Annotated in this window: 28 protein-coding genes; all 28 read left to right on the top strand. The window is 43.4% G+C overall.

What is annotated here, in order from left to right; all coding sequences use genetic code 11:
• The first annotated feature begins 2 nt into the window (after positions 1-2).
• The 28 genes from sdaAA to dprA all read left to right on the top strand — a co-directional run bounded on the left by sdaAA (position 3) and on the right by dprA (position 25,535).
• A complete protein-coding gene (gene sdaAA, locus NYE65_RS20330) occupies positions 3-887 on the top strand; it encodes an L-serine ammonia-lyase, iron-sulfur-dependent, subunit alpha (protein WP_063576897.1) in 885 nt (294 codons plus the stop codon).
• Positions 884-2,935: an ATP-dependent DNA helicase RecG gene (recG, locus tag NYE65_RS20335; protein WP_054396921.1), complete on the top strand. Its 2,052-nt coding sequence runs from the start codon at positions 884-886 to the stop codon at positions 2,933-2,935. Before sdaAA ends, recG begins: the two co-directional genes overlap by 4 nt.
• Before the next feature lie 118 nt (positions 2,936-3,053).
• Positions 3,054-3,611: a transcription factor FapR gene (fapR, locus tag NYE65_RS20340; RefSeq protein ID WP_034313744.1), complete on the top strand. Its 558-nt coding sequence runs from the start codon at positions 3,054-3,056 to the stop codon at positions 3,609-3,611.
• A gap of 23 nt (positions 3,612-3,634) precedes the next feature.
• A complete protein-coding gene (plsX, locus tag NYE65_RS20345; protein WP_034313740.1) occupies positions 3,635-4,621 on the top strand; it encodes a phosphate acyltransferase PlsX in 987 nt (328 codons plus the stop codon).
• Between the two features lie 27 nt (positions 4,622-4,648).
• On the top strand, positions 4,649-5,596 hold the full coding sequence (gene fabD, locus NYE65_RS20350) for an ACP S-malonyltransferase (protein ID WP_328177622.1): 948 nt from the start codon (positions 4,649-4,651) through the stop codon (positions 5,594-5,596).
• Positions 5,593-6,336: a 3-oxoacyl-[acyl-carrier-protein] reductase gene (gene fabG, locus NYE65_RS20355; protein WP_034313733.1), complete on the top strand. Its 744-nt coding sequence runs from the start codon at positions 5,593-5,595 to the stop codon at positions 6,334-6,336. The genes fabD and fabG overlap by 4 nt, the downstream gene beginning before the upstream one ends.
• Positions 6,337-6,393: 57 nt before the next feature.
• Positions 6,394-6,627 (top strand): acyl carrier protein, encoded by a 234-nt coding sequence (locus NYE65_RS20360; protein WP_034313729.1) that lies wholly within the window; start codon positions 6,394-6,396, stop codon positions 6,625-6,627.
• 260 nt (positions 6,628-6,887) lie between these two features.
• Positions 6,888-7,631 carry a ribonuclease III gene (gene rnc / locus NYE65_RS20365; RefSeq protein ID WP_034313726.1) on the top strand — a complete coding sequence of 248 codons (744 nt, stop codon included), beginning with the start codon at positions 6,888-6,890 and terminating at the stop codon, positions 7,629-7,631.
• A gap of 20 nt (positions 7,632-7,651) precedes the next feature.
• Positions 7,652-11,215 (top strand): chromosome segregation protein SMC, encoded by a 3,564-nt coding sequence (gene smc, locus NYE65_RS20370; protein ID WP_340861527.1) that lies wholly within the window; start codon positions 7,652-7,654, stop codon positions 11,213-11,215.
• A gap of 27 nt (positions 11,216-11,242) precedes the next feature.
• Complete coding sequence (gene ftsY, locus NYE65_RS20375; protein ID WP_034313721.1) at positions 11,243-12,259, top strand: signal recognition particle-docking protein FtsY; 1,017 nt, start codon at positions 11,243-11,245, stop codon at positions 12,257-12,259.
• A 217-nt stretch (positions 12,260-12,476) separates the two neighbouring features.
• Positions 12,477-12,809 carry a putative DNA-binding protein gene (locus NYE65_RS20380; protein ID WP_034313718.1) on the top strand — a complete coding sequence of 111 codons (333 nt, stop codon included), beginning with the start codon at positions 12,477-12,479 and terminating at the stop codon, positions 12,807-12,809.
• An 11-nt stretch (positions 12,810-12,820) separates the two neighbouring features.
• Positions 12,821-14,161: a signal recognition particle protein gene (ffh, locus tag NYE65_RS20385; RefSeq protein WP_034313716.1), complete on the top strand. Its 1,341-nt coding sequence runs from the start codon at positions 12,821-12,823 to the stop codon at positions 14,159-14,161.
• Between the two features lie 152 nt (positions 14,162-14,313).
• The gene (gene rpsP, locus NYE65_RS20390) at positions 14,314-14,586 is read left to right on the top strand and encodes a 30S ribosomal protein S16 (protein ID WP_048684918.1); all 273 of its coding nucleotides are present in this window, start codon (positions 14,314-14,316) and stop codon (positions 14,584-14,586) included.
• Positions 14,587-14,599: 13 nt separating this feature from the next.
• Positions 14,600-14,830 carry a KH domain-containing protein gene (locus NYE65_RS20395; RefSeq protein WP_048684915.1) on the top strand — a complete coding sequence of 77 codons (231 nt, stop codon included), beginning with the start codon at positions 14,600-14,602 and terminating at the stop codon, positions 14,828-14,830.
• Positions 14,831-15,051: 221 nt separating this feature from the next.
• Complete coding sequence (locus tag NYE65_RS20400) at positions 15,052-15,438, top strand: YlqD family protein (RefSeq protein WP_034313711.1); 387 nt, start codon at positions 15,052-15,054, stop codon at positions 15,436-15,438.
• Positions 15,439-15,448: 10 nt separating this feature from the next.
• Positions 15,449-15,967 carry a ribosome maturation factor RimM gene (gene rimM / locus NYE65_RS20405; protein WP_034313708.1) on the top strand — a complete coding sequence of 173 codons (519 nt, stop codon included), beginning with the start codon at positions 15,449-15,451 and terminating at the stop codon, positions 15,965-15,967.
• Positions 15,967-16,701, top strand: coding sequence for a tRNA (guanosine(37)-N1)-methyltransferase TrmD (trmD, locus tag NYE65_RS20410; RefSeq protein WP_034313706.1), 735 nt, complete (start codon positions 15,967-15,969; stop codon positions 16,699-16,701). The genes rimM and trmD overlap by 1 nt, the downstream gene beginning before the upstream one ends.
• A gap of 130 nt (positions 16,702-16,831) precedes the next feature.
• Positions 16,832-17,179, top strand: a complete 348-nt coding sequence (gene rplS / locus NYE65_RS20415) for a 50S ribosomal protein L19 (RefSeq protein WP_034313702.1) — start codon at positions 16,832-16,834, stop codon at positions 17,177-17,179.
• 218 nt (positions 17,180-17,397) lie between these two features.
• Positions 17,398-17,958, top strand: a complete 561-nt coding sequence (gene lepB / locus NYE65_RS20420; protein WP_034313700.1) for a signal peptidase I — start codon at positions 17,398-17,400, stop codon at positions 17,956-17,958.
• Between the two features lie 17 nt (positions 17,959-17,975).
• Positions 17,976-18,848: a ribosome biogenesis GTPase YlqF gene (gene ylqF, locus NYE65_RS20425; protein WP_340861528.1), complete on the top strand. Its 873-nt coding sequence runs from the start codon at positions 17,976-17,978 to the stop codon at positions 18,846-18,848.
• Between the two features lie 155 nt (positions 18,849-19,003).
• Positions 19,004-19,786 carry a ribonuclease HII gene (locus tag NYE65_RS20430; RefSeq protein ID WP_445670459.1) on the top strand — a complete coding sequence of 261 codons (783 nt, stop codon included), beginning with the start codon at positions 19,004-19,006 and terminating at the stop codon, positions 19,784-19,786.
• Positions 19,787-19,799: 13 nt separating this feature from the next.
• Complete coding sequence (locus NYE65_RS20435; RefSeq protein ID WP_340861529.1) at positions 19,800-20,864, top strand: hypothetical protein; 1,065 nt, start codon at positions 19,800-19,802, stop codon at positions 20,862-20,864.
• 29 nt (positions 20,865-20,893) lie between these two features.
• On the top strand, positions 20,894-21,433 hold the full coding sequence (locus NYE65_RS20440; RefSeq protein WP_340861530.1) for a hypothetical protein: 540 nt from the start codon (positions 20,894-20,896) through the stop codon (positions 21,431-21,433).
• A gap of 51 nt (positions 21,434-21,484) precedes the next feature.
• The gene (locus NYE65_RS20445) at positions 21,485-21,730 is read left to right on the top strand and encodes a hypothetical protein (RefSeq protein WP_340861531.1); all 246 of its coding nucleotides are present in this window, start codon (positions 21,485-21,487) and stop codon (positions 21,728-21,730) included.
• The gene (locus tag NYE65_RS20450; RefSeq protein ID WP_340861532.1) at positions 21,717-21,986 is read left to right on the top strand and encodes an EscU/YscU/HrcU family type III secretion system export apparatus switch protein; all 270 of its coding nucleotides are present in this window, start codon (positions 21,717-21,719) and stop codon (positions 21,984-21,986) included. The genes NYE65_RS20445 and NYE65_RS20450 overlap by 14 nt, the downstream gene beginning before the upstream one ends.
• A gap of 482 nt (positions 21,987-22,468) precedes the next feature.
• Entirely contained in the window at positions 22,469-23,629 is a 1,161-nt protein-coding gene (sucC, locus tag NYE65_RS20455) for an ADP-forming succinate--CoA ligase subunit beta (protein WP_340861533.1), read from the top strand.
• 18 nt (positions 23,630-23,647) lie between these two features.
• On the top strand, positions 23,648-24,550 hold the full coding sequence (gene sucD / locus NYE65_RS20460; RefSeq protein WP_057278412.1) for a succinate--CoA ligase subunit alpha: 903 nt from the start codon (positions 23,648-23,650) through the stop codon (positions 24,548-24,550).
• Between the two features lie 118 nt (positions 24,551-24,668).
• The gene (gene dprA / locus NYE65_RS20465) at positions 24,669-25,535 is read left to right on the top strand and encodes a DNA-processing protein DprA (protein WP_340861534.1); all 867 of its coding nucleotides are present in this window, start codon (positions 24,669-24,671) and stop codon (positions 25,533-25,535) included.
• Positions 25,536-25,744 lie beyond the last annotated feature (209 nt).

A 25,744-nucleotide genomic window follows, 5' to 3' on the forward strand; every position in this document is an offset into this window, starting at 1 on the left:
TCATGTTTCGAAATGTAGCGGAATTAGTAGAATTAGCTGAATCAAAGCAGAAAAAAATTTCAACGCTGATGATAGAGCAGGAAATGGAAGTAACGGGAAAAAGCCGTGAAGAAATCATCCGCCAGATGGGAGTCAACCTGGATGTAATGGAACAGGCAGTTGAAAAAGGACTTCAAGGTGTACGGTCCGTTTCCGGCCTGACGGGAGGGGATGCAGTCCTTCTTCAGAATTACATTAAATCCGGAAACTCCTTATCCGGTGAACTGCTGTTGGATGCGGTAAGCAAAGCCGTGGCAACAAACGAAGTGAACGCAGCCATGGGGACGATTTGTGCGACACCCACTGCCGGATCTGCTGGTGTTGTGCCTGGTGCGCTTTTCGCTTTGCAAAATAAATTAAAACCGAATCGGGAACAGAAAATAGAGTTCCTATTTACAGCAGGGGCGTTTGGTTTTGTAGTAGCGAATAATGCTTCGATCTCTGGAGCCGCAGGGGGCTGTCAGGCGGAGGTCGGTTCTGCTTCGGGTATGGCAGCGGCAGCCATCGTTGAAATGGCAGGAGGGACACCGGCACAAAGTGCAGAAGCGATGGCAATCACATTAAAGAACATGCTTGGTCTTGTGTGTGATCCTGTTGCTGGGCTTGTGGAGGTGCCTTGTGTGAAGCGTAATGCCATGGGTGCAGCCAATGCCATGGTTGCAGCAGATATGGCTTTAGCGGGCATCACAAGCCGCATACCATGTGATGAAGTAATTGATGCGATGTATAAAATCGGGCAAACGATGCCATCTGCTCTTAGGGAAACTGCACAAGGAGGTTTAGCGGCTACACCGACTGGGCGGGAGTTGGAAGCGAAAATCTTTGGCTTACCGCTAAATAAGAAGTGAACTCGACTTTACGCGAACCCATTACCGCAGTAAAAGGCATTGGGGCCGAAACGGCAGCAGCTTTGGGGGAAATGGAGATCCATACCGTCGCGGATCTCCTTGAGCACCTCCCATATCGCTATGAAGATTACCGGTTGAGGGATTTAGAAACGGTCGAGCATGATGAACGGGTTACTGTAGAAGGCAAAGTTCATACGGTACCCACGTTAGGGTACTTCGGAAAGAAAAAATCCAGGCTCACGATTAAAGTTTTGACTGGGAGATATTTAATAAATGTCATTTTTTTTAACCAGCCTTATCTGAAGCCGAAGCTTGCGATAGGCGAAACCGTAACGGTAACGGGAAAGTGGGATCGTCATCGTCAAACCATTACAGGCTCGGAATGCCATGTTGGTGACCGGAGCCGGGAGAAAGAGTTCGAACCGGTGTACTCAGTGAAGGGCAGCATTACCGTCAAAGGGCTCCGCCGCTTCATCTCCAATGCATTTTCTGAATATGGGACAATGATAGAAGAAAATCTGCCCCCGCAATTATTGGCGGCATACAAACTGATGCCGCGTAATGATGCTCTTCGTACCATGCATTTCCCTCAATCGGCCAATGAGGTGAAGAAGGCCCGACGCCGTTTTGTGTATGAAGAATTTTTATTGTTTCAACTTAAAATGCAGGCACTTCGTAAAGTACAGCGGGAGCAGTCAAAAGGAATAGGCCAGGAGTTTGATATGGAGCGGCTGGAAGCCTTTGTTGAAACCCTGCCTTTTCCTTTGACGAACGCTCAGAATAGGGTCGTCGAGGAAATAATGAATGACATGAAGTCTCCCTACAGGATGAACCGTCTGCTTCAAGGGGATGTCGGGTCTGGGAAAACGGTGGTTGCCGCCATATGCCTGAAGGCGACGATTACAGCAGGTTTCCAAGGTGCACTTATGGTCCCGACGGAAATCTTGGCTGAGCAGCATACACAATCGCTGAAAGCCATGTTGGAACCGAGTGGAGTAAAGGTCGCATTATTGACAAGTTCGGTAAAAGGCAAAAAGCGCAAGGAACTATTGCAAATGCTGGAATCCGGGGAGCTGGATCTTTTGATAGGAACTCATGCATTGATTCAAGATGAAGTGAATTTCCGGAACTTAGGTCTTGTCATAACGGATGAACAACATCGTTTCGGAGTGGAGCAGCGCCGCATCCTTCGTGAAAAAGGTACCAATCCAGATGTACTTTTCATGACGGCTACACCAATTCCGCGAACTCTCGCAATTACAGTGTTTGGGGAAATGGACGTCTCGACGATCGATGAAATGCCTGCCGGGCGTAAAGCGATAGAGACCTATTGGGCGAAACACCAAATGCTTGATCGGATCTTATCCTTTGTCGAAAAGGAACTAAAGAAAGGGAGACAGGCTTACGTCATCTGTCCATTGATTGAGGAGTCGGAGAAACTCGATTCTTTACAGAATGTTCTTGATGTTCATGCAATGCTGACACAATACTTTGCGAACAGGTACAAAGTGGGTCTTATGCATGGACGGCTGCCTGCGGATGAAAAGGAAGAAGTGATGCAGCAGTTCAGTGCCAACGAAGCGCAAATCCTTGTTTCCACGACGGTCGTCGAGGTTGGGGTGAATGTTCCAAATGCAACGGTAATGGTCATTTATGATGCGGAGCGCTTTGGACTTTCACAGTTGCACCAGCTGCGCGGAAGGGTTGGGCGGGGAAGCGATCAGTCCTTTTGCATCCTGCTGGCTGATCCGAAAACGGAAGTCGGCAAAGAGCGGATGAAAATCATGACTGAGACAAACGATGGTTTTGCCCTTTCCGAAAAAGATTTGGAACTCCGTGGACCTGGGGACTTCTTCGGTAAAAAACAAAGCGGCCTTCCCGAATTCAAGGTAGCCGACATGGTCCATGATTACAGGACCCTTGAAGTGGCAAGGATGGATGCAGCAAAATTGATTGCCTCCCAAAGCTTTTGGCATTCCCCGGAGTATGCACCTTTGCGGGACTATTTAGAGGGAACGGGAGTATTTACAGGAGAAAAGCTGGACTGAACTGAATAAAAAACCAATAGCAGATTGTGAGATTTTACGCAATATCTTGCAATCTGTTTTTAAAATATATATACTACTATTAGTACCTAGTCATAATACTACGGATGGTGACCTTCAAATGCGAAGAAATAAGAAGGAACGCCAGCAATTATTAATCGAAACGATTAAACAGAATCCTTTTGTAACGGATGAGGAGCTGGCTGAAAAATATTCGGTGAGCGTCCAGACCATTAGGCTTGACCGTCTTGAATTATCGATACCGGAACTGCGTGAACGGATTAAAAGCGTGGCCGAGAAAAAATTCAGTGACGAAATCAGGGCATTGCCTTTGGATGAAATCATCGGGGAAGTAATTGATCTTAATTTAGATGATAATGCAATTTCGATTTTGGATATAAATAAAGAGCATGTCTTTAAGCGGAATGGAATCGCAAGGGGACATCACCTTTTTGCCCAAGCAAACTCATTGGCTGTGGCAGTCATAAATGATGAATTGGCATTAACTGCGAAAGCATCCATTTTATTCACTCGTTCTGTAAAGGAAAATGAAAGAGTGGTAGCTAAAGCGAGGGTTAAAAACGTGGACCACACCAACGATCGTTCCGTGGTGGAGGTTAGAAGCTACGTAGGTAATGAACTGGTTTTTAAAGGCGAGTTCGAAATGTATCGCTCTTAACTTGCTAGTAAAGGATGAAAAAAATGAAGATAACGATAGATGCAATGGGTGGCGATAATGCTCCCAAGGCACAGGTTTTGGGAGCGATGAAAGCTGTCGAGGCTTTTTCCGATGTTGAAATTACCTTGATAGGCAATGAATCCGAAATTAACCAATACTTAGCGAAGCATGGCCGAATAAGGGTTATACATACTGATGAAAAAATATTAAGTACCGATGAACCTGTTCGTGCGGTTCGCCGCAAGAAAAGCGCTTCGATGGTATTGGCTGCACAGCAAGTGGCTGACGGAGAAGCGGACGCATGCATTTCTTCAGGCAATACGGGGGCGCTGATGGCTGCAGGTTTGTTTGTGGTCGGAAGGATAGAAGGCATTGAACGTCCGGCATTGGCTCCCACCCTTCCGACGATCGATGGCAAGGGTTTTGTATTACTGGATGTAGGCGCGAACTCCGATGCGAAACCGGAGCATCTCCTTCAATTCGCGATAATGGGGTCTGTTTATGCCCAAAAAGTGCGGGGAATCGAAAAGCCCCGTGTCGGATTACTTAATATCGGAACAGAAGAAAAAAAAGGGAATGAACTGACTAAGCATGCCTTTACATTACTGCAGCAATCATCGGAGATATCCTTTATAGGTAACGTAGAGGCAAGAGACCTCCTAAACGGGCCGGCGGACGTTGTCGTGACGGACGGCTTCACGGGAAATATGGTGTTAAAGACTCTTGAAGGTACTGCTATGGGCGTATTCAAAATGGTGAAAGCTGCCTTGATGAGCAACCTCAAAAGTAAGTTGGCTGCAGCAATGGTAAAGCCAGAACTAAAAGTCATAAAAAATAAAATGGATTACTCGGAGTATGGCGGTGCTGGCCTCTTCGGTTTGAAGGCACCTGTCATTAAGGCGCATGGTTCTTCAGATGCGAATGCGGTCTATAATGCTATACGCCAGACTCGCGATATGGTTGGAAATGACGTCATATCGACAATTGCGGAGACAATAGAAAAACAATAATAAATCATAGAGGCAGGGGAGTAACAGATGGGTAAAATTGCTTTTGTCTTTCCAGGACAAGGATCACAATCAATAGGAATGGGGCATGGCTTATTTCAGGAAAAAGAGCGTGCTCAGGAAATTTTTCGATCAGCAGATGAAAAACTTGATTTTCCGCTTACGGAATTGATCTTTAATGGCACACAACAAGAATTAACGGTGACTTATAATGCACAGCCAGCCTTATTGACTACGAGTTATGCTTTTGTCAAGGAGTTGGAAGAAGCGGGAATCAAACCCGATTATACTGCCGGGCACAGTTTAGGTGAATATACGGCATTAGTGGCATCTGGTGCAATTTCTTTCGAAGATGCCGTATATACAGTGCGTAAACGCGGTGAATTCATGGAAGCTGCGGTACCGAATGGTCAAGGCTCAATGGCTGCGATTTTGGGAATGGACCGTGAAGCTCTATCTGAAGTCACTTCTGAAATTACGGCCACAGGTGAATCCGTTCAATTGGCCAATATTAATTGTCCAGGGCAAATCGTCATTTCAGGCACCTCCGAAGGGGTTAAACTTGCAAGTGCAAAAGCCAAGGAAAATGGGGCTAAACGGGCTCTTCCTCTTGAAGTGAGTGGACCGTTCCATTCTGAATTAATGAAACCGGCAGCAGAAAAGTTACAGGGTGTCCTTGATGAAGTAAGCTTCAAACAGGCAGAAATTCCTGTCATTTCAAACGTAACGGCTAAGCCTATTACAGCACCTGCCGAAATAAAAGAAAAATTAATCGAACAGCTGTATTCACCGGTCCTTTGGGAGGACAGTGTGAAAAATCTACTTGAATTGGGCGTGGATACGTTCATCGAGGTTGGCCCAGGGAAAGTGTTGGGCGGATTGATAAAGAAAATTGATCGTTCCGTTCAAATTCATTCGGTATCCGATATAGACACTCTAACTAAAACAATTGAAACATTGAAGGGGGTACAAGCATGATCCTCGAAGGTAAAAAAGCGCTTGTAACGGGAGCATCACGAGGTATTGGCAGGGAAGTAGCATTGGAACTTGCCCGGCAGGGAGCAGACGTTGCCATTAACTATTCCGGCAGTGAAGCTAAAGCGAATGAAGTGGTTGATGAAATCAAGGCATTGGGCCGAAAAGCATTCGCCATACAATGCGATGTTGCAAATAGTGAATCGGTGACAAGCATGATCAAAGAGGTCGTCGAACAATTTGAAAGAGTGGATATCCTGGTTAATAATGCCGGCATCACACGTGATAACCTATTGATGCGCATGAAAGAAGATGAATGGGATTCTGTTATCAATACGAATCTTAAAGGCGTGTTCCTATGCACCAAAGCTGTCACTAGGCAAATGATGAAGCAGCGAAGCGGCAGGATCATCAATATGGCATCGATCGTCGGCGTCAGCGGAAATGCAGGGCAGGCTAATTATGTAGCGGCTAAAGCAGGTGTCATCGGTTTGACTAAGACGACGGCAAAGGAACTTGCATCAAGAGGCATTACGGTCAATGCGATTGCCCCAGGTTTCATCTCAACGGATATGACTGGCGAATTGCCTGAGGACGTCCAAAAAGCCATGCTGGACCAAATTCCGCTTGCACGTTTCGGTGACCCTAAAGATATTGCTGCAGTGGCGTCTTTCCTTGCTTCCGATGCAAGCAAATATATGACTGGGCAAACTCTTCATGTAGATGGCGGCATGGTCATGTAAGTTTTCTTTGATTTTTTTCGAAATTAATTTATAATGTCTTGAGGGGAGGTGAACACATTGGCAGATGTATTAGAAAGAGTAACTAAAATCGTTGTAGATCGTTTGAACGTAGAAGAATCAGAGGTAAAACTTGAAGCTTCTTTCAAAGAAGATCTTGGTGCCGATTCCCTTGATGTAGTTGAACTAGTCATGGAATTCGAAGACGAGTTTGATATGGAAATTTCGGACGATGACGCTGAAAAAATCGCCACAGTAGGTGATGCTGTGAATTACATACAAAGCACTATGTAATGAATTGTCATTTGACTAAAAGCTCCGTTTTTTAACGGGGCTTTCTCTTATTGCTTAAAGAAGTTTGATTCAGCGGCAGAAAACGGAATGAGCATGTTCACGGGTATGCTCCGCCTGCATGCAGTGTCTTTTGCCTTTAGTTTTCTTTAAGCGGATAATCATGTATGATGGTACATAGGAAAGCTTGACAGGAATTCCTGCCAGGTTTCTTTTTATGTATTGGAAAAATATGCTTTTTGAACCGTGGAGGGTTTTGTGTGATGCGTAGGAACGGAAATAATCGTAAACCATCAATCAAGGAAAATAAATTCAAACAGTTGCAAGAAAATCTGGGTTTTCATTTTAAAGATGAAAATTTATTGAAACAAGCTTTTACACATTCATCTTATGTGAATGAGCATCGCCGTAAGCCTTATGAAGATAATGAAAGGCTTGAATTCTTGGGGGACGCTGTACTTGAACTGACCATCTCTAAATACTTATATCAAAAATATCCGATGATGAGCGAAGGTGAACTTACCAAACTAAGGGCAGCCATTGTGTGTGAGCCTTCACTTGTTGCTTTTGCCAATAGCCTTTCTTACGGGGAATATGTATTACTCGGAAAAGGGGAAGAAATGACAGGTGGAAGGGAACGCCCTGCCATGCTTGCGGATGTATTCGAAGCCTATATTGGTGCTTTGTACCTTGATCAAGGATTAGAGCCAGTTGTGCAGTTTTTGACGAATGTCGTGTTTCCGAAGATAGACGAGGGTGCTTTTTCTCATGTGATGGATTATAAGAGCCAGCTTCAGGAGCTGATCCAGCGCGATGCCATCGGTGTCCTGCAATATAAGATCTTGCAGGAAAAAGGACCGGCCCATAATCGGGAGTTTGTTTCGACGGTCTCACTGAATGGGGAAGAACTTGGCTCTGGAATAGGAAAGTCCAAAAAAGAAGCGGAGCAGCATGCAGCCGAGCATGCATTGATCGTTTTAAAAGAAAAAAATCAACAAGATAGTTGAACAGTAGAGGGGGAAAGGTCATGTTCCTCAAACGTTTGGACGTTGTAGGATTTAAATCTTTCGCAGAGAAAATTTCGATAGATTTTGTACCTGGTGTCACGGCAGTGGTTGGACCAAACGGAAGCGGTAAAAGTAATGTGACCGACGCAGTCCGGTGGGTCCTTGGAGAGCAGTCTGCGAAATCACTGCGTGGAGCAAAAATGGAAGATATCATCTTTTCGGGAAGTGACACGAGGAAAGCGTTGAATTTTGCGGAAGTATCATTGACCCTTGATAACGAGACCAATTCCCTGCCGATCGACTTTCATGAAGTCAGTGTGACAAGACGTGTATATCGATCGGGAGAAAGTGAATTTTTCATTAATAATCAAGGTTGCCGTCTGAAAGACATCATAGACCTTTTCATGGATTCCGGTCTTGGGAGAGAAGCGTTTTCCATCATCAGCCAAGGGAAAGTGGAAGAAATCCTTAGCAGTAAGGCTGAAGAAAGACGAGTGATTTTTGAAGAAGCGGCCGGTGTCCTGAAGTATAAAACGAGAAAACGAAAAGCGGAATCGAAGCTGACGGAAACACAGGATAATTTAAACCGTGTCCATGATATCCTCCATGAATTGGAGGGGCAGGTGGAGCCGTTAAAAATTCAGTCTTCCCTCGCCAAGGAATTTTTGGCGAAGAAAGACGAACTAGAGCAAATAGAAGTGGCTTTAACCGTTTATGAAATTGAAGAGCTTTATGAAAAATGGGAAAAACTATCACAGGAACTTGAAAAACATAATGAAATGGAACAGCAAATGGCAGGACAGCTTCAGGACAGGGAAGCGCATCTCAAAAAGTTAAGGGATAGTCTTGCGACGCTTGAGACATCGATCAATGGCCTTCAGGAGATTCTCCTGAATGCCAGCGAAGAACTTGAAAAGCTTGAAGGCCGTAAAGAAGTTTTGAAAGAACGGAAAAAAAATGCCGCCCAAAACAAGTCACAGCTGGAAAAAGCGATTGTGGAAGGTGAGGCTGCTGTCGAGCGTTTGTCTTTGCAAAAGGAAAGGGAAACGGAAATCCTGCATGCACTGAACTTGGAAGTGAAAGGGATTTCTGAAACCTTACATGAAAAACAAAAAAGCCTCGGCCTATTCAATAGTGATATCGAAGCGGTGATCGAAGCGAAAAAGAGTGACTATATCGAGTGGTTGAACAAGCAGGCCTCGGCCAAAAACGAAAAACAATACCTGCTTCAGCAGCTTGCGCAGCAGGAACATAAAAATGCAAAACTTGATTTGGAAAATGAAAAGTTCTTAACTGAAAGAATGGATATCACTGCTAAAAAAATGGAATATTCACAGATGATGGACAATATGACCAAGCAGCTTGAAGAGCATGTCACTTATTTCCGAAATCAGCAGAATAAATTGAATGCGGCAAAAGATACGTATCAAAAACAAGAAACCACCCTTTATAAGGCCTATCAATTTCTTCAACAGGCTAAATCGCGTAAGGAACTGCTTGAAGAAATGGAAGATGATTATGCAGGCTTCTTTCAGGGTGTAAAAGAGGTTTTGAAAGCGAAAGAAACCCTTCGAGGCATTGAAGGGGCAGTTGCGGAATTGATAAAGGTTCCAAAGGAGTATGAAACGGCCATTGAAACGGCTTTGGGCGGAGCGATGCAGCATGTTGTTGTGGAACGCGAAGAGCATGCACGGGAAGCCATTTCCTTCTTGAAGAAAAATAGGTACGGGCGTGCGACTTTCTTGCCTTTATCAGTCATAAAGGCAAGAGAGATATCAGCTAACCAATTATCGATGCTGAAGAGCCATTCAGCTTTTGTAGGGACTGGTTCCTCATTGATCCAATATGATGATAGGCATGCAGCGATAGCTGAAAACCTATTAGGAACAGTGATTATCACCACAGATTTAAAAGGGGCAAATGACCTGGCGAAAATGATGCAGCACCGTTTCCGCTTCGTAACACTTGAAGGGGATATCGTCAATCCAGGTGGTTCAATGACTGGTGGAGCCTTAAAGCAAAAAACGACCTCCCTGCTTTCAAGGAAAACGGAATTGGAGGAGCTCCAACAAAAACTTGCTGCCATGGAAGTCAAAACGAATCAGCTTGAAAAGCAAGTCAAACAGCTCAAAGTGGATGTGGGTGTTCAAGAGCAAACGCTTGAACAAACCAGAAAAACGGGGGAGAGACTTCGGTTACAAGAACAAACCCTTAAAGGGGAACTCCGTGAAGTGGAGCTTCAGGAAAGAAATGTGAATGAACGGCTGCACCTTTATGATTTGGATAAAAATTCATATTTAGAAGAACAACAGCAAAAAACGGCAAGACTTGAAGAGCTGGAAGAACTTTTGGAATCATGTAAATCGGAAATTGATGGTCTGGACCGGTTGATTTCCGAAATGACCGAACAAAAGCAATCACAACAATCCTCAAAAGAGAGCCTTGCTGAAGAAACGAATGAACTGAGGGTAATGCTGGCTTCCAAGCGTGGCCAGCTGCAAAACCAAAAAGAGAAGATGGAACGCATTGAATCGGACCTTTCTAAGGAATCCAGCAGGCTTGCTGAAAACAAAGATGATTTAGGGCTCCTGACCAATGAAATGACAGACAGTTCAAGCGGGGAAGAGTCCCTGGAAGATATGGCTCAGCAGAAATTGCTCGATAAAAATGGAGCAATTGAAGGAATCACCATAAAAAAACAGGAAAAAAACGAGCTTCTAATGGAAGTTGAAACGCTCGAACTGTCCTTGAAAGAAGAAAATCGACTTTATAGAGGCATTGTCGAAGTGATGAAGGATGAAGAAGTGAAATTAACTCGTCTGGATGTCGAACTGGAAAATCGCCTCGACCACTTGCGAGAAGAATATACCCTTTCCTTTGAAGGTGCTAAAGAACAGTATCCATTGATGATGCCTGCCGACGAAGCTCAAAAAAGGGTGAAGCTTATCAAGCTTGCTATCGAGGAACTGGGGACGGTGAATTTAGGTGCAATTGATGAATACGCACGTGTAGCTGAACGCTATGAATTCCTTCTTAGTCAAAAGGAAGACCTTCAACAGGCGAAAGATACATTATTCCAAGTCATCGATGAAATGGATGATGAAATGAAACGCCGCTTTGCGGATACTTTCTATTCGATCCGTAAAGAATTCGAACAAGTCTTCAAAGCTTTATTTGGCGGAGGCAGGGCGGAGCTGAAACTGACGAATCCTGATGATTTGCTAAATACAGGGGTGGATATCATTGCACAGCCTCCCGGAAAAAAACTGCAAAATTTGAGCCTCTTATCCGGCGGAGAACGAGCATTGACTGCCATAGCCCTTTTATTCTCCATTCTAAAAGTGCGTCCTGTTCCTTTCTGTATCCTTGACGAAGTCGAGGCAGCGCTAGATGAGGCGAATGTCGTCCGGTTCAGCCAATTTTTAAGAAAGTTCAGCAGGGAAACGCAGTTCATCGTGATTACTCACCGCAAAGGCACGATGGAAGAGGCGGATGTCCTATATGGCATTACGATGCAGGAGTCAGGTGTCTCCAAACTTGTTTCCGTCCGGATGGAAGAATCAGAAAACTTTATGGAAGTTTAAAATTCATGAATTAGAGGAAGTGGGACAATGAGTTTTTTCAAAAAGTTAAAAGAGAAATTTACGACTCAGGAAGAAAAAGAAAAATCAGTTGAAGCAGAAGTATCCATTGGGGAAAAATTCAAACAAGGTTTGACAAAGACGAGGAATTCTTTTACTGGAAGGGTTAATGAACTTGTTGCCCGTTATCGGAAAGTGGATGAGGACTTCTTTGAAGAGCTTGAAGAAATCCTGATACAGGCTGATGTAGGCTTTGATACTGTGATGGAACTGATTGATCAATTAAAAATGGAAGTCAAGCTTCGCAATATCTCTGATACGAGGGAAGTGCAGTCCGTTATTTCCGAAAAGCTTGTTGAAATCTACCAAGGTGATGATGAAGCGACGTCTAGCCTGAATATACAAGAAGAAGGTTTGACGGTCATTTTGTTTGTAGGGGTTAATGGGGTAGGTAAAACGACGACCATTGGTAAACTTGCCCACAAATTCAAAACAGAAGGAAAATCTGTCGTATTGGCTGCAGGGGATACCTTCCGTGCCGGTGCGATTGAACAGCTTGAGGTTTGGGGTGAGCGTGTCGGTGTCAGTGTAATCAAACAGGGTGAAGGCTCTGACCCAGCAGCTGTCATGTTCGACGCCATTCAGGCCGCCAAGGCACGAAAAGCGGATATCCTTATCTGTGACACTGCCGGTCGCTTGCAGAATAAAGTGAATTTAATGAAGGAATTGGAAAAGGTGAAACGTGTAATTGAACGTGAAGTACCAGGTGCACCACACGAGGTGCTGCTTGCCCTTGATGCTACAACTGGACAAAATGCCCTTATCCAGGCCAAGACATTCAAGGAAGCGACAAATGTTTCCGGTATTGTTTTAACAAAGCTTGATGGCACCGCAAAAGGTGGAATTGTTTTGGCGATTCGCAATGAATTGGCCATTCCCGTTAAATTTGTCGGGCTAGGTGAAAAAATGGATGATCTACAGGAATTCGATGCCGAGAAATATGTTTATGGCCTTTTTGCTGATATCATCGATAAAGAAGAGGTTTAAGGGAAAATTGTATGCCGGAAGAGTTCATTCTCTTCTGGTTTTTTTACCATGATAATTGGAGGACCTATTGAAGAAAGGTCCAAAAAAGAAGCGGAAAATGAAAAAAATAATGCTTTGCAAACACGTGGTAAGGAGTTTAACTTGACATCAAATAAACAAGGCTTTACAATATAAACTTGTAAAGGGTTTTCACTTAACAGCAGGGAGGCTTGCTAAGATGCTTGAAAAGACAACGCGGATTAATTATTTGTATGACTTTTACCAATCGTTGTTAACAGAGAAGCAGCAGAGCTACATGTCCCTCTACTATCTGGATGATTACTCTCTTGGGGAGATTGCCGATGAATACGAAGTCAGTAGGCAGGCAGTCTATGATAATATAAAAAGAACAGAAGCGATGCTTGAGGAATATGAAGCAAAGCTATTGTTATTTCAAAAATTTCAAGAGCGTAACCAGTGGATTGCGAATATGAAGGGACTCATAGAAAAGGAATCCTTTTCAAAAGAGAAGCTGCTAGACGCAATCACAACGCTTGAGAAGTTGGATTAGGAGGCGGCAATATGGCATTTGAAGGATTGGCCGACCGACTGCAGAGCACGATGCAAAAGATCCGTGGAAAAGGGAAGGTCAACGAAGCGGACGTTAAAGAAATGATGCGTGAAGTTCGATTGGCCCTGCTTGAAGCGGATGTTAACTTTAAAGTCGTGAAGGATTTTGTAAAACGTGTCAGTGAACGTTCGGTAGGTCAGGAAGTGCTGAAAAGCTTAACCCCCGGTCAACAGGTAATTAAAGTAGTTAAGGAAGAATTGACTGAGCTGATGGGCGGCGAACAGAGCAAGATTGCCGTTGCCTCGAAACCACCGACTGTCATTATGATGGTAGGTCTTCAGGGTGCTGGTAAAACGACGACCACCGGAAAGCTTGCCAATCTTCTTAGAAAAAAATACAACCGCAAGCCATTGCTCGTTGCGGCTGATATTTACCGTCCGGCGGCGATTAAGCAGCTCGAAACACTTGGCAAACAATTAAGCATGCCTGTTTTCTCCCTTGGGGACCAGGTCAGCCCTGTCGAAATTGCCAAACAGGCAATTGAAAAAGCTAAGGAAGAACATCATGACTATGTGTTGATTGATACCGCAGGCCGTCTTCATGTGGATGAAAACTTGATGGGCGAACTGAAGGATATCAAAGAGTTGACAAAACCTGATGAAATCTTCCTGGTTGTCGATGCGATGACAGGTCAGGATGCGGTCAATGTAGCCCAAAGCTTCAATGAACAGCTAGGCCTGACAGGAGTCGTTTTAACGAAACTTGATGGGGATACACGTGGTGGTGCGGCACTTTCAATTCGTTCAGTCACCGACACGCCGATCAAATTCGTCGGTATGGGTGAAAAATTGGATGCACTTGAAGCGTTCCATCCAGAACGGATGGCGTCAAGGATCCTCGGCATGGGTGATGTATTGACCCTTATCGAAAAAGCACAGGCCAATGTAGATGAAGAAAAAGCGAAAGAATTAGAGAAAAAGATGCGTACCGCCACTTTTACCTTTGATGATTTCCTTGATCAGCTTGGTCAGGTGCGGAATATGGGACCGCTTGATGATATTCTGAAAATGATTCCCGGTGCGAATAAAATGAAAGGGATGGACAACCTTCAGATCGATGAGAAACAGATCGGTCATGTTGAAGCTATCATCCGTTCAATGACAACGCATGAAAAGGAACATCCGGAAACCATGAATGCATCCCGCAAGAAACGGATTGCAAAAGGAAGCGGCAGATCGATTCAAGAAGTGAACCGTCTACTGAAGCAATTCGAAGAAATGAAAAAGATGATGAAACAGGTTACGAACATGCAAAAAGGAAAGAAAAAGGGATTCAAATTCCCGTTCATGTAAGGTTTATTTCAGGATAAAACTGAGGCGAATACGGGTCGAAGCCATGTATTTCAACACTTTTTTTACCTGTTAAGAAAAAAACCTTTACAAACATGCAAGACATTTGATATTATACTATCTTGTGTGAAACTATTCGGAGGTGCTTATTTAAAATGGCAGTAAAAATTCGCTTAAAACGTATGGGAGCTAAAAAATCTCCTTTCTATCGTATTGTAGTTGCAGATTCTCGTTCACCACGTGACGGACGTTACATTGAAGTGGTAGGAACTTATAACCCGGTTGCTCAACCAGCTAAAGTTGAAATCAACGAAGAGCTTGCTCTTAAATGGTTACAAGATGGAGCTAAACCATCTGATACAGTTCGTAACTTATTCTCTACACAAGGCATCATGGAAAAATTCCATGTTGCAAAAAACAGCAAGTAATCGACGGTAGTTGATGAAAGCACTTATTGAAACGATTGTTTCAGCACTTGTGGATTATCCGGAAGAGGTCATTGTGACCTCCAAGGAAGAATCCGACCGGATTGTTTATATCCTCTCCGTTCATAAAGAGGATATGGGCAAGGTAATCGGTAAACAAGGGCGTGTTGCTAAGGCGATTCGGACTGTGGTATATGCAGCAGGATCTTCACAGCAGAAGAAAATCTATTTGGAGATTTCCGAATAAGGAGGGTTAATACCCCTCCTTTTTTTGTACTTCAAGATAGTGAAATTTCGACTTGGATCCTAATTGAATAGACCCGGACTTTAAACTTTACGCCTTTTTAAGACGCATCTTTTATCGATTTACGTTATACTTAAGAGAATGACCCCCATTTCAAAAAGATTACCCCATCATACATATTTTTTGAAGGAAATAAGAAATCATAGATAATAGGAGGTGCTGGAATGAAAATTCTCCAAAATGTAATCGTTAACCAAGTATTAACGGAATCCAGCAAGAATCAGCTCCTCGAGAAATACAAGTCAAAACGCCTTCAGCTTCAAAAAGAGAGTGAACAGCTTCGCTTTGAACTGAAAAAACTTGAAAAAACAAGAACTCTCCAACCTGCTAGTCTCCGTGCTCATTTTGAAAAAGAAATAAACCAGAGGCAAGAAAAAATTAAACTGCTTGAATTTCAAATGGAGCAGTTGGAGATCCTTCCCGCAGGTAGTGAATTGAAGGAACGGGAAGTTCAAAGTATCATTGATGTGGAAATTGGGGCAGATTGGGACGAAATCATGGCAACGAAGACCATTGTCATAAAAGATGGAATCGTCTCGGAAATTCGTTAGAGGTGAAAGAATGGAAAAATGGTTTAATGTAGGTAAAATTGTCAACACACATGGTCTTTTAGGAGAAGTCCGTGTAATTTCTTCAACAGACTTTCCAGAAAAACGATACAAAGTGGGAAATACTCTGTATCTGTTTAGGGACACGGAGAAAAAACCCTTGCCCCTCATCATCAGGTCGCATCGCACCCATAAAAACTTTAACCTATTGACGTTCGAGAACTATTATAACGTCGGACAGGTCGAGGCATTTAAAAACGGGGTCCTGAAAGTGAAGGAAGCACAGCTTGGTAAATTGGACGAAGGTGAGTTCTACTTCCATGAAATCATCGGCTGTTCGGTATTTACGGATGAAGGAATGGAAGTTGGGGAAATCGTTGAGGTTCTTACGCCTGGTGCCAATGATGTTTGGGTCATTAAGAAAGCTGGCAGTAAGGACATCCTGATCCCGTATATTGAACAAATAGTTAAAGAAGTGGATATTTCCGCTAAAAAGGTCATCATTACACCGATGGAAGGACTTTTAGACTGATGAAAATCGATGTGCTTTCGCTTTTTCCAGAAATGTTCGAAGGGGTATTTGGTTCGTCAATCTTAAAAAAGGCTGCGGAAAAGCAGGCTGTTAGCTATAAGGTGACCAATTTTCGAGATTATGCAGATAATAAGCATTCGACGGTAGACGATTATCCTTATGGAGGCGGTGCCGGAATGGTATTAAAGGCACAGCCGATCTTTGATGCTGTGGAAGCTCTTAAAGGGCAAGGTGAGCTAACCCCAAGGGTAGTCCTCCTTTGTCCCCAGGGAGAGCGTTATACGCAGAAAAAAGCCGAGGAGCTTGCTGAAGAAGAACATCTCATTTTCATTTGCGGGCATTATGAAGGGTATGATGAGCGCATCCGGGAGCATGTCGTAACGGATGAAATATCTATAGGTGACTTTGTGCTTACAGGCGGGGAATTGGGTGCAATGGTCATTATTGACAGCGTTGTTCGCTTGCTGCCGGGCGTTTTGGGGAATGTTGACTCCCCGATCCTTGATTCCTATTCTTCTGGTTTGTTAGAGCATCCCCATTATACTAGACCTGCAGATTTCCGGGGGATGAAAGTTCCCGATCCGCTAATATCCGGGAATCATAAAAAAATCGATGAATGGCGGATGAAGGAATCTCTGCGCAGAACTTGGATTCGACGTCCGGATTTACTCGATAGTTATGAACTATCGGAAGTTGAAAAAAAATTATTGTCCGAGATTAAAAAAGAAGACTGATGTCTATTGCATCGACGTTTAGAGTATGATAGGATATACCTTGTGACTTGGGCAAAATGCTCAGTCTTATAACGATGTTCCGCTGCAAACAATAAGTATTTGCAAGAGCGTCCAGGAGGAGTTGAAATCGATGCAAAATCTTATTAACGAAATCACAAAAGAACAACTTCGCTCAGATCTTCCATCATTCAGACCTGGTGACACAGTACGTGTACACGTAAAGGTTATTGAAGGAACTCGCGAACGTATCCAGTTGTTTGAAGGCGTTGTAATCAAACGTCGTGGCGGCGGAGTTAGTGAAACTTTCACAGTACGTAAGATCTCTTACGGCGTTGGAGTTGAACGTGCTTTCCCTGTTCACACACCAAAAATTGCGAAACTAGAAGTTATCCGTCACGGTAAAGTACGTCGTGCGAAACTTTATTACCTACGCGAACTTCGTGGTAAAAAAGCACGTATTAAAGAAATTCGTCGTTAATTCTTCGAATATCTTCATGCGGGTTTACCATGATCCACATAAGGTGAATAACCAAACAGTATCATGCAAAAAAAGGGAGCTTGTTTATCAGGCTCCCTTTTTGCACTTTAAGAAACGATGAATGCACATAGGGGGAAAGCTATATAGAATCCTGCTCGCTATAGCGTCTGCAACATGTTAAAATAATTGTTGATATGCTTCAAAAAGGGTGGATAAGGATGGCGAAAAAGAAAAATGAATTGTGGGAATGGACAAAGGCGGTCATAATCGCGGTTATAGCGGCGACGCTGATTCGTTATTTCCTCCTGGCTCCTATTGTTGTGGACGGCAATTCCATGATGCCGACATTAAAGGATACGGACCGCATGATCGTTAATAAAATCTCCTATTCGATTGGCGAACCCAAAAGATTCGACATTATCGTTTTCGAAGCTCCAGAAGGCAAAGATTACATAAAGCGGGTCATCGGATTGCCAGGGGAAAAAGTTGAATATAGAAATGATACTCTTTACGTGAATGGAAAAGCTTATGATGAGCCATATTTGGATGAATATAAAGAACAATTGATTGATGGCGGGGCTTTGACGGAACCTTTTACATTAAGTGATGTCATAGAACAAGGAACGGTGCCTGAAGATCACCTATTTGTCCTGGGGGATAATCGCCGTTTCAGCAAGGATAGCCGCCATATTGGTGTAGGTGTCGTTCCTTACGATAAAGTGTTAGGAAAAACTAAATTAGTTTATTGGCCGATCGAGGACTTTCGATTGGCGGAATAGTAGGAAGGTGGATTCCATTGACAATACAGTGGTTCCCTGGCCATATGGCCAAAGCAAGACGGGAAGTAACAGAGAAATTAAAACTGATCGACATTATCTTTGAACTTGTGGATGCCCGGATTCCGGCATCTTCACGAAATCCGATGATCGACGAAATCATTCAGCATAAACCGAGGGTCATCCTTTTGAATAAAGCTGATATGGCCGATCCGGCAAAAACGAATATGTGGCTGGAACATTATAAATCGCAGGGGAAAACGGCGATTGCCATTAACTCACAGGCAGGAAACGGTTTAAACCAGATTACAGCTGCATCCAAAAATCTTTTAAAAGAAAAGTATGAGCGGATGGAATCAAGAGGAATAAAGCCGAGAGCGATCCGTGCCATGATAGTCGGCATTCCGAACGTGGGGAAATCGACTTTAATCAATCGACTTGCCAAAAAGAACATTGCCAAAACAGGAAATACACCTGGAGTCACTAAAGCGCAGCAATGGATAAAAGTGGGTAAGGAATTGGAATTGCTCGACACGCCGGGGATTCTCTGGCCGAAATTCGAGGATCAAGAAGTAGGTTTGAAGCTTGCGTTGACAGGTGCGATCAAGGATACGATTTTAAACTTGCACGAAGTCTCATTATACGGCCTTCGCTTTTTGGAAAAAGAATACCCGGAAAGACTGAAATCCCGTTATAACCTGGATGTAATTCCACAGGAAACGCTCGAATTGTTTGATGCTGTCGGAAAGTTCAGGGGCTGTTTAGCATCTGGGGGCTTCATCGATTATGACAAAACCGCAGAGTTGGTCGTACGTGAAATCCGTTCAGAAAAGATGGGCCCGCTTACGTTCGAGGTTCCTTCGGAATATGAAAAGGATGATATCCCCGAATAAGATTAACATTGACTTGAGTGTTGTAATACGGAGCTGGAGTTGGATGTCGAAAAGATTTTTTCTTTTTGATGTCTCTTTTCCGCTCCGTATTTTTGTTTGAACTGTAGAAAGGAAGCAAGACTGCCGATAATTAAAATGATGGGTGATAAAAGATGATAACTGCAATGAGCATTAAGGAAATCTCCTTAAAGTTAAAGACGATAAGAGAGCCTGAAGATTTATTTTTAAAGAAATGTCGGGAGGACGGTCGGAAGGGAGTAACCGACTTAGTAAACAAATGGCAAAGAACTTATGAAAAAGAACAACAGGTAAGGGATGCTTTCACGGAAATGACAGAGTTTGAAAGGCAATTAAGGAAACAGGGGTTTTCCATTCTCGCTGGCATCGATGAAGTGGGAAGAGGACCTCTGGCAGGACCGGTTGTGACAAGTGCAGTCATCTTGCCTGATTCTTTTTATTTGCCAGGGCTTAATGATTCTAAAAAGATTCCGGAGTCAAAAAGGGAACAGTTTTATGAGATGATTTTTAAGGAAGCGATATCCGTAGGTGTAGGTGTTGTACATAGCGAAGTAATTGATGAAATCAATATATATCAAGCTACGAAAAAGGCAATGGTGGCTGCAGTTAACGATCTGTCAGAACTTCCGGATCATTTGTTGATCGATGCGATGGAACTGGATGTGCCGATTCCCCAGCTTTCGCTCATAAAGGGTGACGCAAGAAGCATTAGCATCTCTGCGGCATCCATAATAGCCAAGGTGACTCGTGATAGGATGATGAAGGAATATGGTGAAAAATATCCGGAATATGGTTTTGAAAAGCACATGGGTTACGGGACAAGCCAACATTTAGAAGCGCTCGACATACACGGGCTTACACCTTGGCATAGAAGAAGTTTTGCGCCAGTTAAGGAAATCGCTGCACGAACGAAGGAATAAGGGGGGATGAGTGGTGCAATCCATAGCAATCAGTCAACCCGTAGCTTCACCCATTGAAATAAAAGGAACTGCGTGTTTGAAAAACGGGCAAATCCTTTTCGGGAAGGTGAATAAGGTTTTTCTTAACGAAACGTCCGAGGTACAGTTTGGCCATCAAAAAATGGTTGCCACTCTTGATATCCCGCTTCGTACAGGAGTGAAGTATTGGTTTCAAGTGCAGCAACCAATTGAGGGGTCTGTCGTGTTAAAAGCTTTAGATTCCCCCAATTTGAACGTTTCTGGCTTAAAGGGAACAGTTGCACAATTGATCGCTCACCTCGGCATAAAACCTGAACCGGCCGCAACCAAGCTTGCCGAATACCTGCTGACAAACCGCCTTCCGATAACCAAGGAGACTTTTCGATCCGCTTTGCAATGGTTAAAAGCTGCTGATGCTGCAGAGGTTGGTCTGCCTGTAATAAAAACAATGTTCATTCAGCAACTGCCTTTTGTAAAAGGTGTATTTGATGCATTATTTACGCAGTCCAAAGGTGAACCTTTCCACAAACTCCTCAGTGGCTTCAGGCAGCAGCTGCAGGATGGTGGGGCAGTAACGGGGACTGCCTCCAAACTAAAGGAGGTATTGGACTCTTTACATGTTGCCAAACAGAACCAGCTTCAACAAATCGGTTTGCAAAAACTTGTGACCACTTGGCTGAATTCCGATTCAACGCCAGAAATGAAATCCGGGGCATTTTCCCTGCTTCAAAAGACGGCTTTCGTTCCAAAGGGAATGACGGAATCCGTCTTTCTGGAAAGTTTAGTGGATGGAGCTGAGGTTAAATCCGGTATTCCTAAAAATTCAGCGATTGATAAATTACACCAAGGATTGCAGCTGCTTTCCGAGGCTAAAGGCGGAGCATTTGCACATGTTGAAGAAATCGAAATGGCTATTAACCGCATATTGAATAGTCATGATCACGAGAAGGCAAAACTGCCGATTGATATCCACTCGATGCAGAGAAAAAACATTTCTGCAGAAAAACTTACCCCTCTTGCCTTTCATATACTCCAGAATGCTTTTGCCGAAGCGCGATAGCTACAAAGGCGGTAGGCGGAAAAATAGAAGTGAATGACCTTATAGGCTACTTGAATATGGACACAGAGCAAGTAGCTGAGTCGAAGGGTAAAGCGGCTGGGTTACTGTTTAAGTCGCTTAATGAGCCTCCTGAGGCCCAATATGCTAGGATTAATGAGAAGCTGGTCCTTTTACATGTATTGGCAGCTGATTTTCAATCAATCGATTTTACCAATGGACCTTCTGTCGCACACCAACTGAAAGAAATGACCAAGATCCTTGGACTCCAGCTGGAACATGCACTCATTAATCTTCCAGGAGATGATATGGCGGATTTCCCCAATGATTTAGAGACACTTAAACCACTGCTGCTTAAATTGCTGAATGAGCAAATTCCGGCAGCTATCAAGGAGATGGCAGAACAAATCCTGAATCGGATTACTGCGCAACAGATCCTTTCACAGGAAAACGGGCCGATTCAGAATTTACTCCTTACACTTCCACTCAATCTGGGGTCTACTCAAACGGATCTGACGTTACAATGGAGCGGAAGGAAGACAAAAGAAGGCAAAATAGACCCGGATTACTGACGAGTCCTATTTTATTTAGAATTGGAGCGCCTTGAAGAGACCGTCATCGACATGCAGGTTCAAAACCGAATCATAAAGGTGACGGTCATCAATGGGCATGGTGCAACCCTTGAAGAGGCGGCCGGTCAATATCTTGGCATCCTGAGAGAGAATCTTGGGAAAATGGATTACAGATTATCAGGAGTTTCGTTTGTTAATCCCGTATATGAAAAAGAGCGGGACCTTAGGGGGAACCGATTCCTTTTTCAGAAGCGGGTTCATATAGTGGAGTGGATATTCGAATATGATAAAAGATAAACGAAAAGAAGCCATTGCTTTAAAGTATGATCAAAAGACATCCAAAGCGCCCGTCATATTGGCCAAGGGGAAAGGGAAAACGGCTGAAGCTATTATGGAAAAGGCCATGAAACACGATATACCGGTCCATAGGGACGAATCGCTTGCTGCACTTTTAGGTCAATTGGATATAAATCAAACGATTCCGGAAGAATTGTATGGAGCTGTTGCAGAGGTATTTGCATTCATTTATAAAGTTGACAAGGGCATGAATTAGTAGGAGACTAACCATTTGGTTTCACCAATGGGTTTCTGTTGGTTTATGTAGAATATTAGGGAAATCACTGACGTTTTTTCATTATATTAAAAAAATACTGAACTATTAGTTAAAGGACAAGGCCATGGCTTTGTCCTTTTGCTTTTCCTTTGAATCAAGACCAGGTTTTAACAGTAGTTTTTCATGAGGATATCTTTGGATCAAAAGATTGAAAAGGCTTTCATGGAAGTGTTTTTTGATAGAAATATGACTCTATTTATACTAGAATTGCAGATCCGAAATAAATGGTATTAATAAGAAAAAAACACAACGGCGCAGAAGGTTTTTTCTATTTTATTAAAGGGTAAGGAAGTATATTATAATAATATTTCAAAAATTATGTGAAAGAATATTATGCACGAGGGAGAATTTTGTTGTAATATGATAGAGAAAACACGCATTAAATTTCAAAGTTGTTTTTTAGTAGATAAGGAGGATGGGAAATGAATATCCATGAGTATCAGGGGAAAGAGATATTGCGACAATACGGGGTATCCGTTCCAAATGGCCGGGTTGCCTTTACTGTTGATGAAGCAGTTGAAGCAGCGAAGGAGTTAGGTACGGAAGTTGTTGTCGTCAAAGCTCAAATTCATGCGGGCGGCCGCGGTAAAGCCGGCGGAGTCAAGGTAGCGAAGAATCTTGATGAAGCACGTACATATGCAGAAGAGATTCTTGGCAAGACACTGGTGACCCATCAAACGGGACCTGAAGGCAAGGAAGTTAAGCGTTTACTTATTGAAGAAGGCTGCGACATTACTAAAGAGTATTATATCGGGCTTGTCCTTGACCGTGCTACGGACAGTGTCGTATTGATGGCTTCTGAAGAAGGCGGTACGGAAATTGAGGAAGTGGCCGAAAAGACACCAGAGAAAATATTCAAAGAAGTAATCGATCCGGTTGTCGGCCTGACTGGTTTCCAAGCACGGAGGATTGCATTCAATATCAATATTCCGGCTTCACTTATAAATAAAGCTTCTAAACTGATGATTAACCTATATACAGCTTTCGTTGATAAGGATTGCTCAATCGCAGAAATCAACCCATTAGTGGTAACGGGCGACGGCGATGTAATGGCGCTTGATGCTAAATTGAATTTCGATGATAATGCGATTTACCGCCATAAGGACATCGCGGAGTACCGTGATTTGGATGAAGAGGATGCGAAAGAGATTGAAGCATCAAAACATGGCCTAAGTTACATATCGCTTGACGGAAATATCGGATGCATGGTTAATGGTGCCGGGCTTGCTATGGCGACGATGGACATCATTAAACATTATATGGGAGATCCGGCTAACTTCCTTGATGTTGGTGGCGGCGCCACTGAGGAAAAAGTAAAAGAGGCTTTCAAAATCATCCTTTCCGATCAAAATGTTAAAGGCATCTTCGTTAATATCTTCGGAGGAATCATGAAATGTGACATCATCGCTACAGGCGTCGTGGCTGCTGCCAAAGAGCTTGGACTGGATGTCCCTCTTGTTGTTCGTCTTGAAGGAACGAATGTGGACCTTGGCAAAAGGATTCTAAAAGAGTCAGGTTTAAATATTACGGCTGCTGAATCAATGGCAGATGGAGCACAAAAAATAGTATCACTTGTAGGATAATAGGCAGGGGGGAACATAATGAGCGTTTATATTAATAAAGATACGAAAGTGATCGTTCAGGGAATCACTGGTTCAACAGCATTATTTCATACAAAACAAATGTTGGAATACGGCACGAAAATCGTAGGGGGAGTCACTCCGGGTAAAGGTGGAACAGAAGTGGAAGGGGTACCTGTATACAATACAGTTTCCGAAGCTGTCACTGAAACCGGCGCGAGTGCATCTGTTATCTATGTACCGGCACCATTTGCTGCCGATGCAATTCTTGAAGCCGTAGACGCGGAACTTGATCTTGCCATTTGTATCACGGAACATATTCCTGTACTGGATATGGTCAAGGTGAAGCGCTACATGGAAGGCAAAAAAACTCGCTTGATCGGACCGAACTGCCCGGGTGTCATTACTCCTGAAGAGTGTAAGATTGGTATCATGCCAGGGTATATCCACAAAAAAGGCCATGTAGGCGTAGTTTCCCGTTCTGGAACTTTGACATATGAAGCTGTTCACCAATTATCGCAAGCAGGCATCGGGCAATCTTCGGCTGTCGGTATCGGTGGAGATCCCGTTAACGGAACGGATTTCATTGATGTTTTAAAAGCGTTCAATGAAGATCCAGAAACACATGCGGTGATCATGATCGGGGAAATCGGCGGAACAGCAGAAGAAGAAGCGGCAATCTGGGTGAAGGAAAATATGACTAAGCCAGTTGTTGGTTTCATTGGTGGCCGTACGGCTCCTGCCGGTAAACGCATGGGACATGCTGGTGCCATTATCTCAGGAGGAAAAGGGACGGCTGACGAGAAAATCCGCGTCATGAACGAATGTGGAATTAAAGTAGCCGAAACTCCTTCCGTAATGGGAGAAACATTGATTTCCGTTTTAAAAGAAAAAGATATTTACGAACCTTGTAAAACACATTGATTTAAGCTGGGCCGACCTTTTTGTGGGTCGGTCTTTATTTCCTCGAATTTCCTCGGGAGAGACCAAGTACATCACTATCAACCTACCTTTAAAAATATCCGATTAGGGGCGTTTCCGATTGAATAAAAAAGAAAAGTTAATCCATCTCCATCATTGCCGCGGAGCAGGATGGAAAACAATCCAAGCAATCATGTCCAAAGACCCATCATTATCTTCCCTGTTCACGACGAATTACGTTGAATGGGCAAAAATGCTCCCTACCCCTTCAAATAAGCTTAACCTCTTTCTCAAAGATTTACATTCACTCCATTCCATCGAAATACTTAAAAAATACGAAGATAGCCAAATCCATTGTTTGACGATCTTCGATGATGAATATCCTTTTTTGCTAAAGCAAATATTCGATCCTCCGTGGGTTCTTTATTTTAAAGGTGATAAGAAGCTTTTAACAAGGAAGAATACCCTAGGTGTTGTTGGAACACGCAAGCCAACCTCGTATGGGCTGGAGGCCTTAAAAACGATTCTATTACCGCTTGTAAAGAAAAAGTTCGTGATCATAAGCGGAATGGCGGCTGGAATCGATGCAGAGTCACATAAGATCACATTAAGGGAAGGCGGAGATACGATCGGGGTTTTAGGCGGAGGGCTTAAGCAAATATATCCGAAATCCAATTTTACCCTTGCTGAAGAAATCATGAATAAAGGCCTGCTTATATCTGAGACTCCACCGGAAGTGAAGGCGGAACCATGGATGTTTCCACTTAGGAATCGAATCATCAGCGGATTATCACAGGGCGTATTCGTGGTGGAGGCAAAAGAAAGAAGCGGTTCCCTTATTACGGCACAAGCTGCTTTGGAACACGGCAGGGAAGTATTTGCGCTTCCTGGTAATGTTACGAGCCCTGAATCACTGGGTACCAATCAATTGATTTATGATGGTGCCAAACTTGTTTTTAGCTCCAGGCAGATCGAGGAAGAGTTTTGAACAATATAATATAGAAGATAGACGGAGAATCAAACGGGAAAATTGAAAAAATAGGTGCTTTTTTTGAAGGTTGGGTTGAATTATTAGACAAAAAGGTTGAAAATATTGTAAAACTGTTATAAGTTTTGCAAATGGCACCTCTTGTCAAAAAACTAGAAATAAATGAATCAGCATGCTTTGAAAAATAAAGAGGTGTTGACAAATGATTT

It is taken from the genome of Peribacillus sp. FSL R5-0717 (assembly GCF_038002945.1).
Classification (GTDB): Bacteria; Bacillota; Bacilli; order Bacillales; family DSM-1321; genus Peribacillus; species Peribacillus frigoritolerans.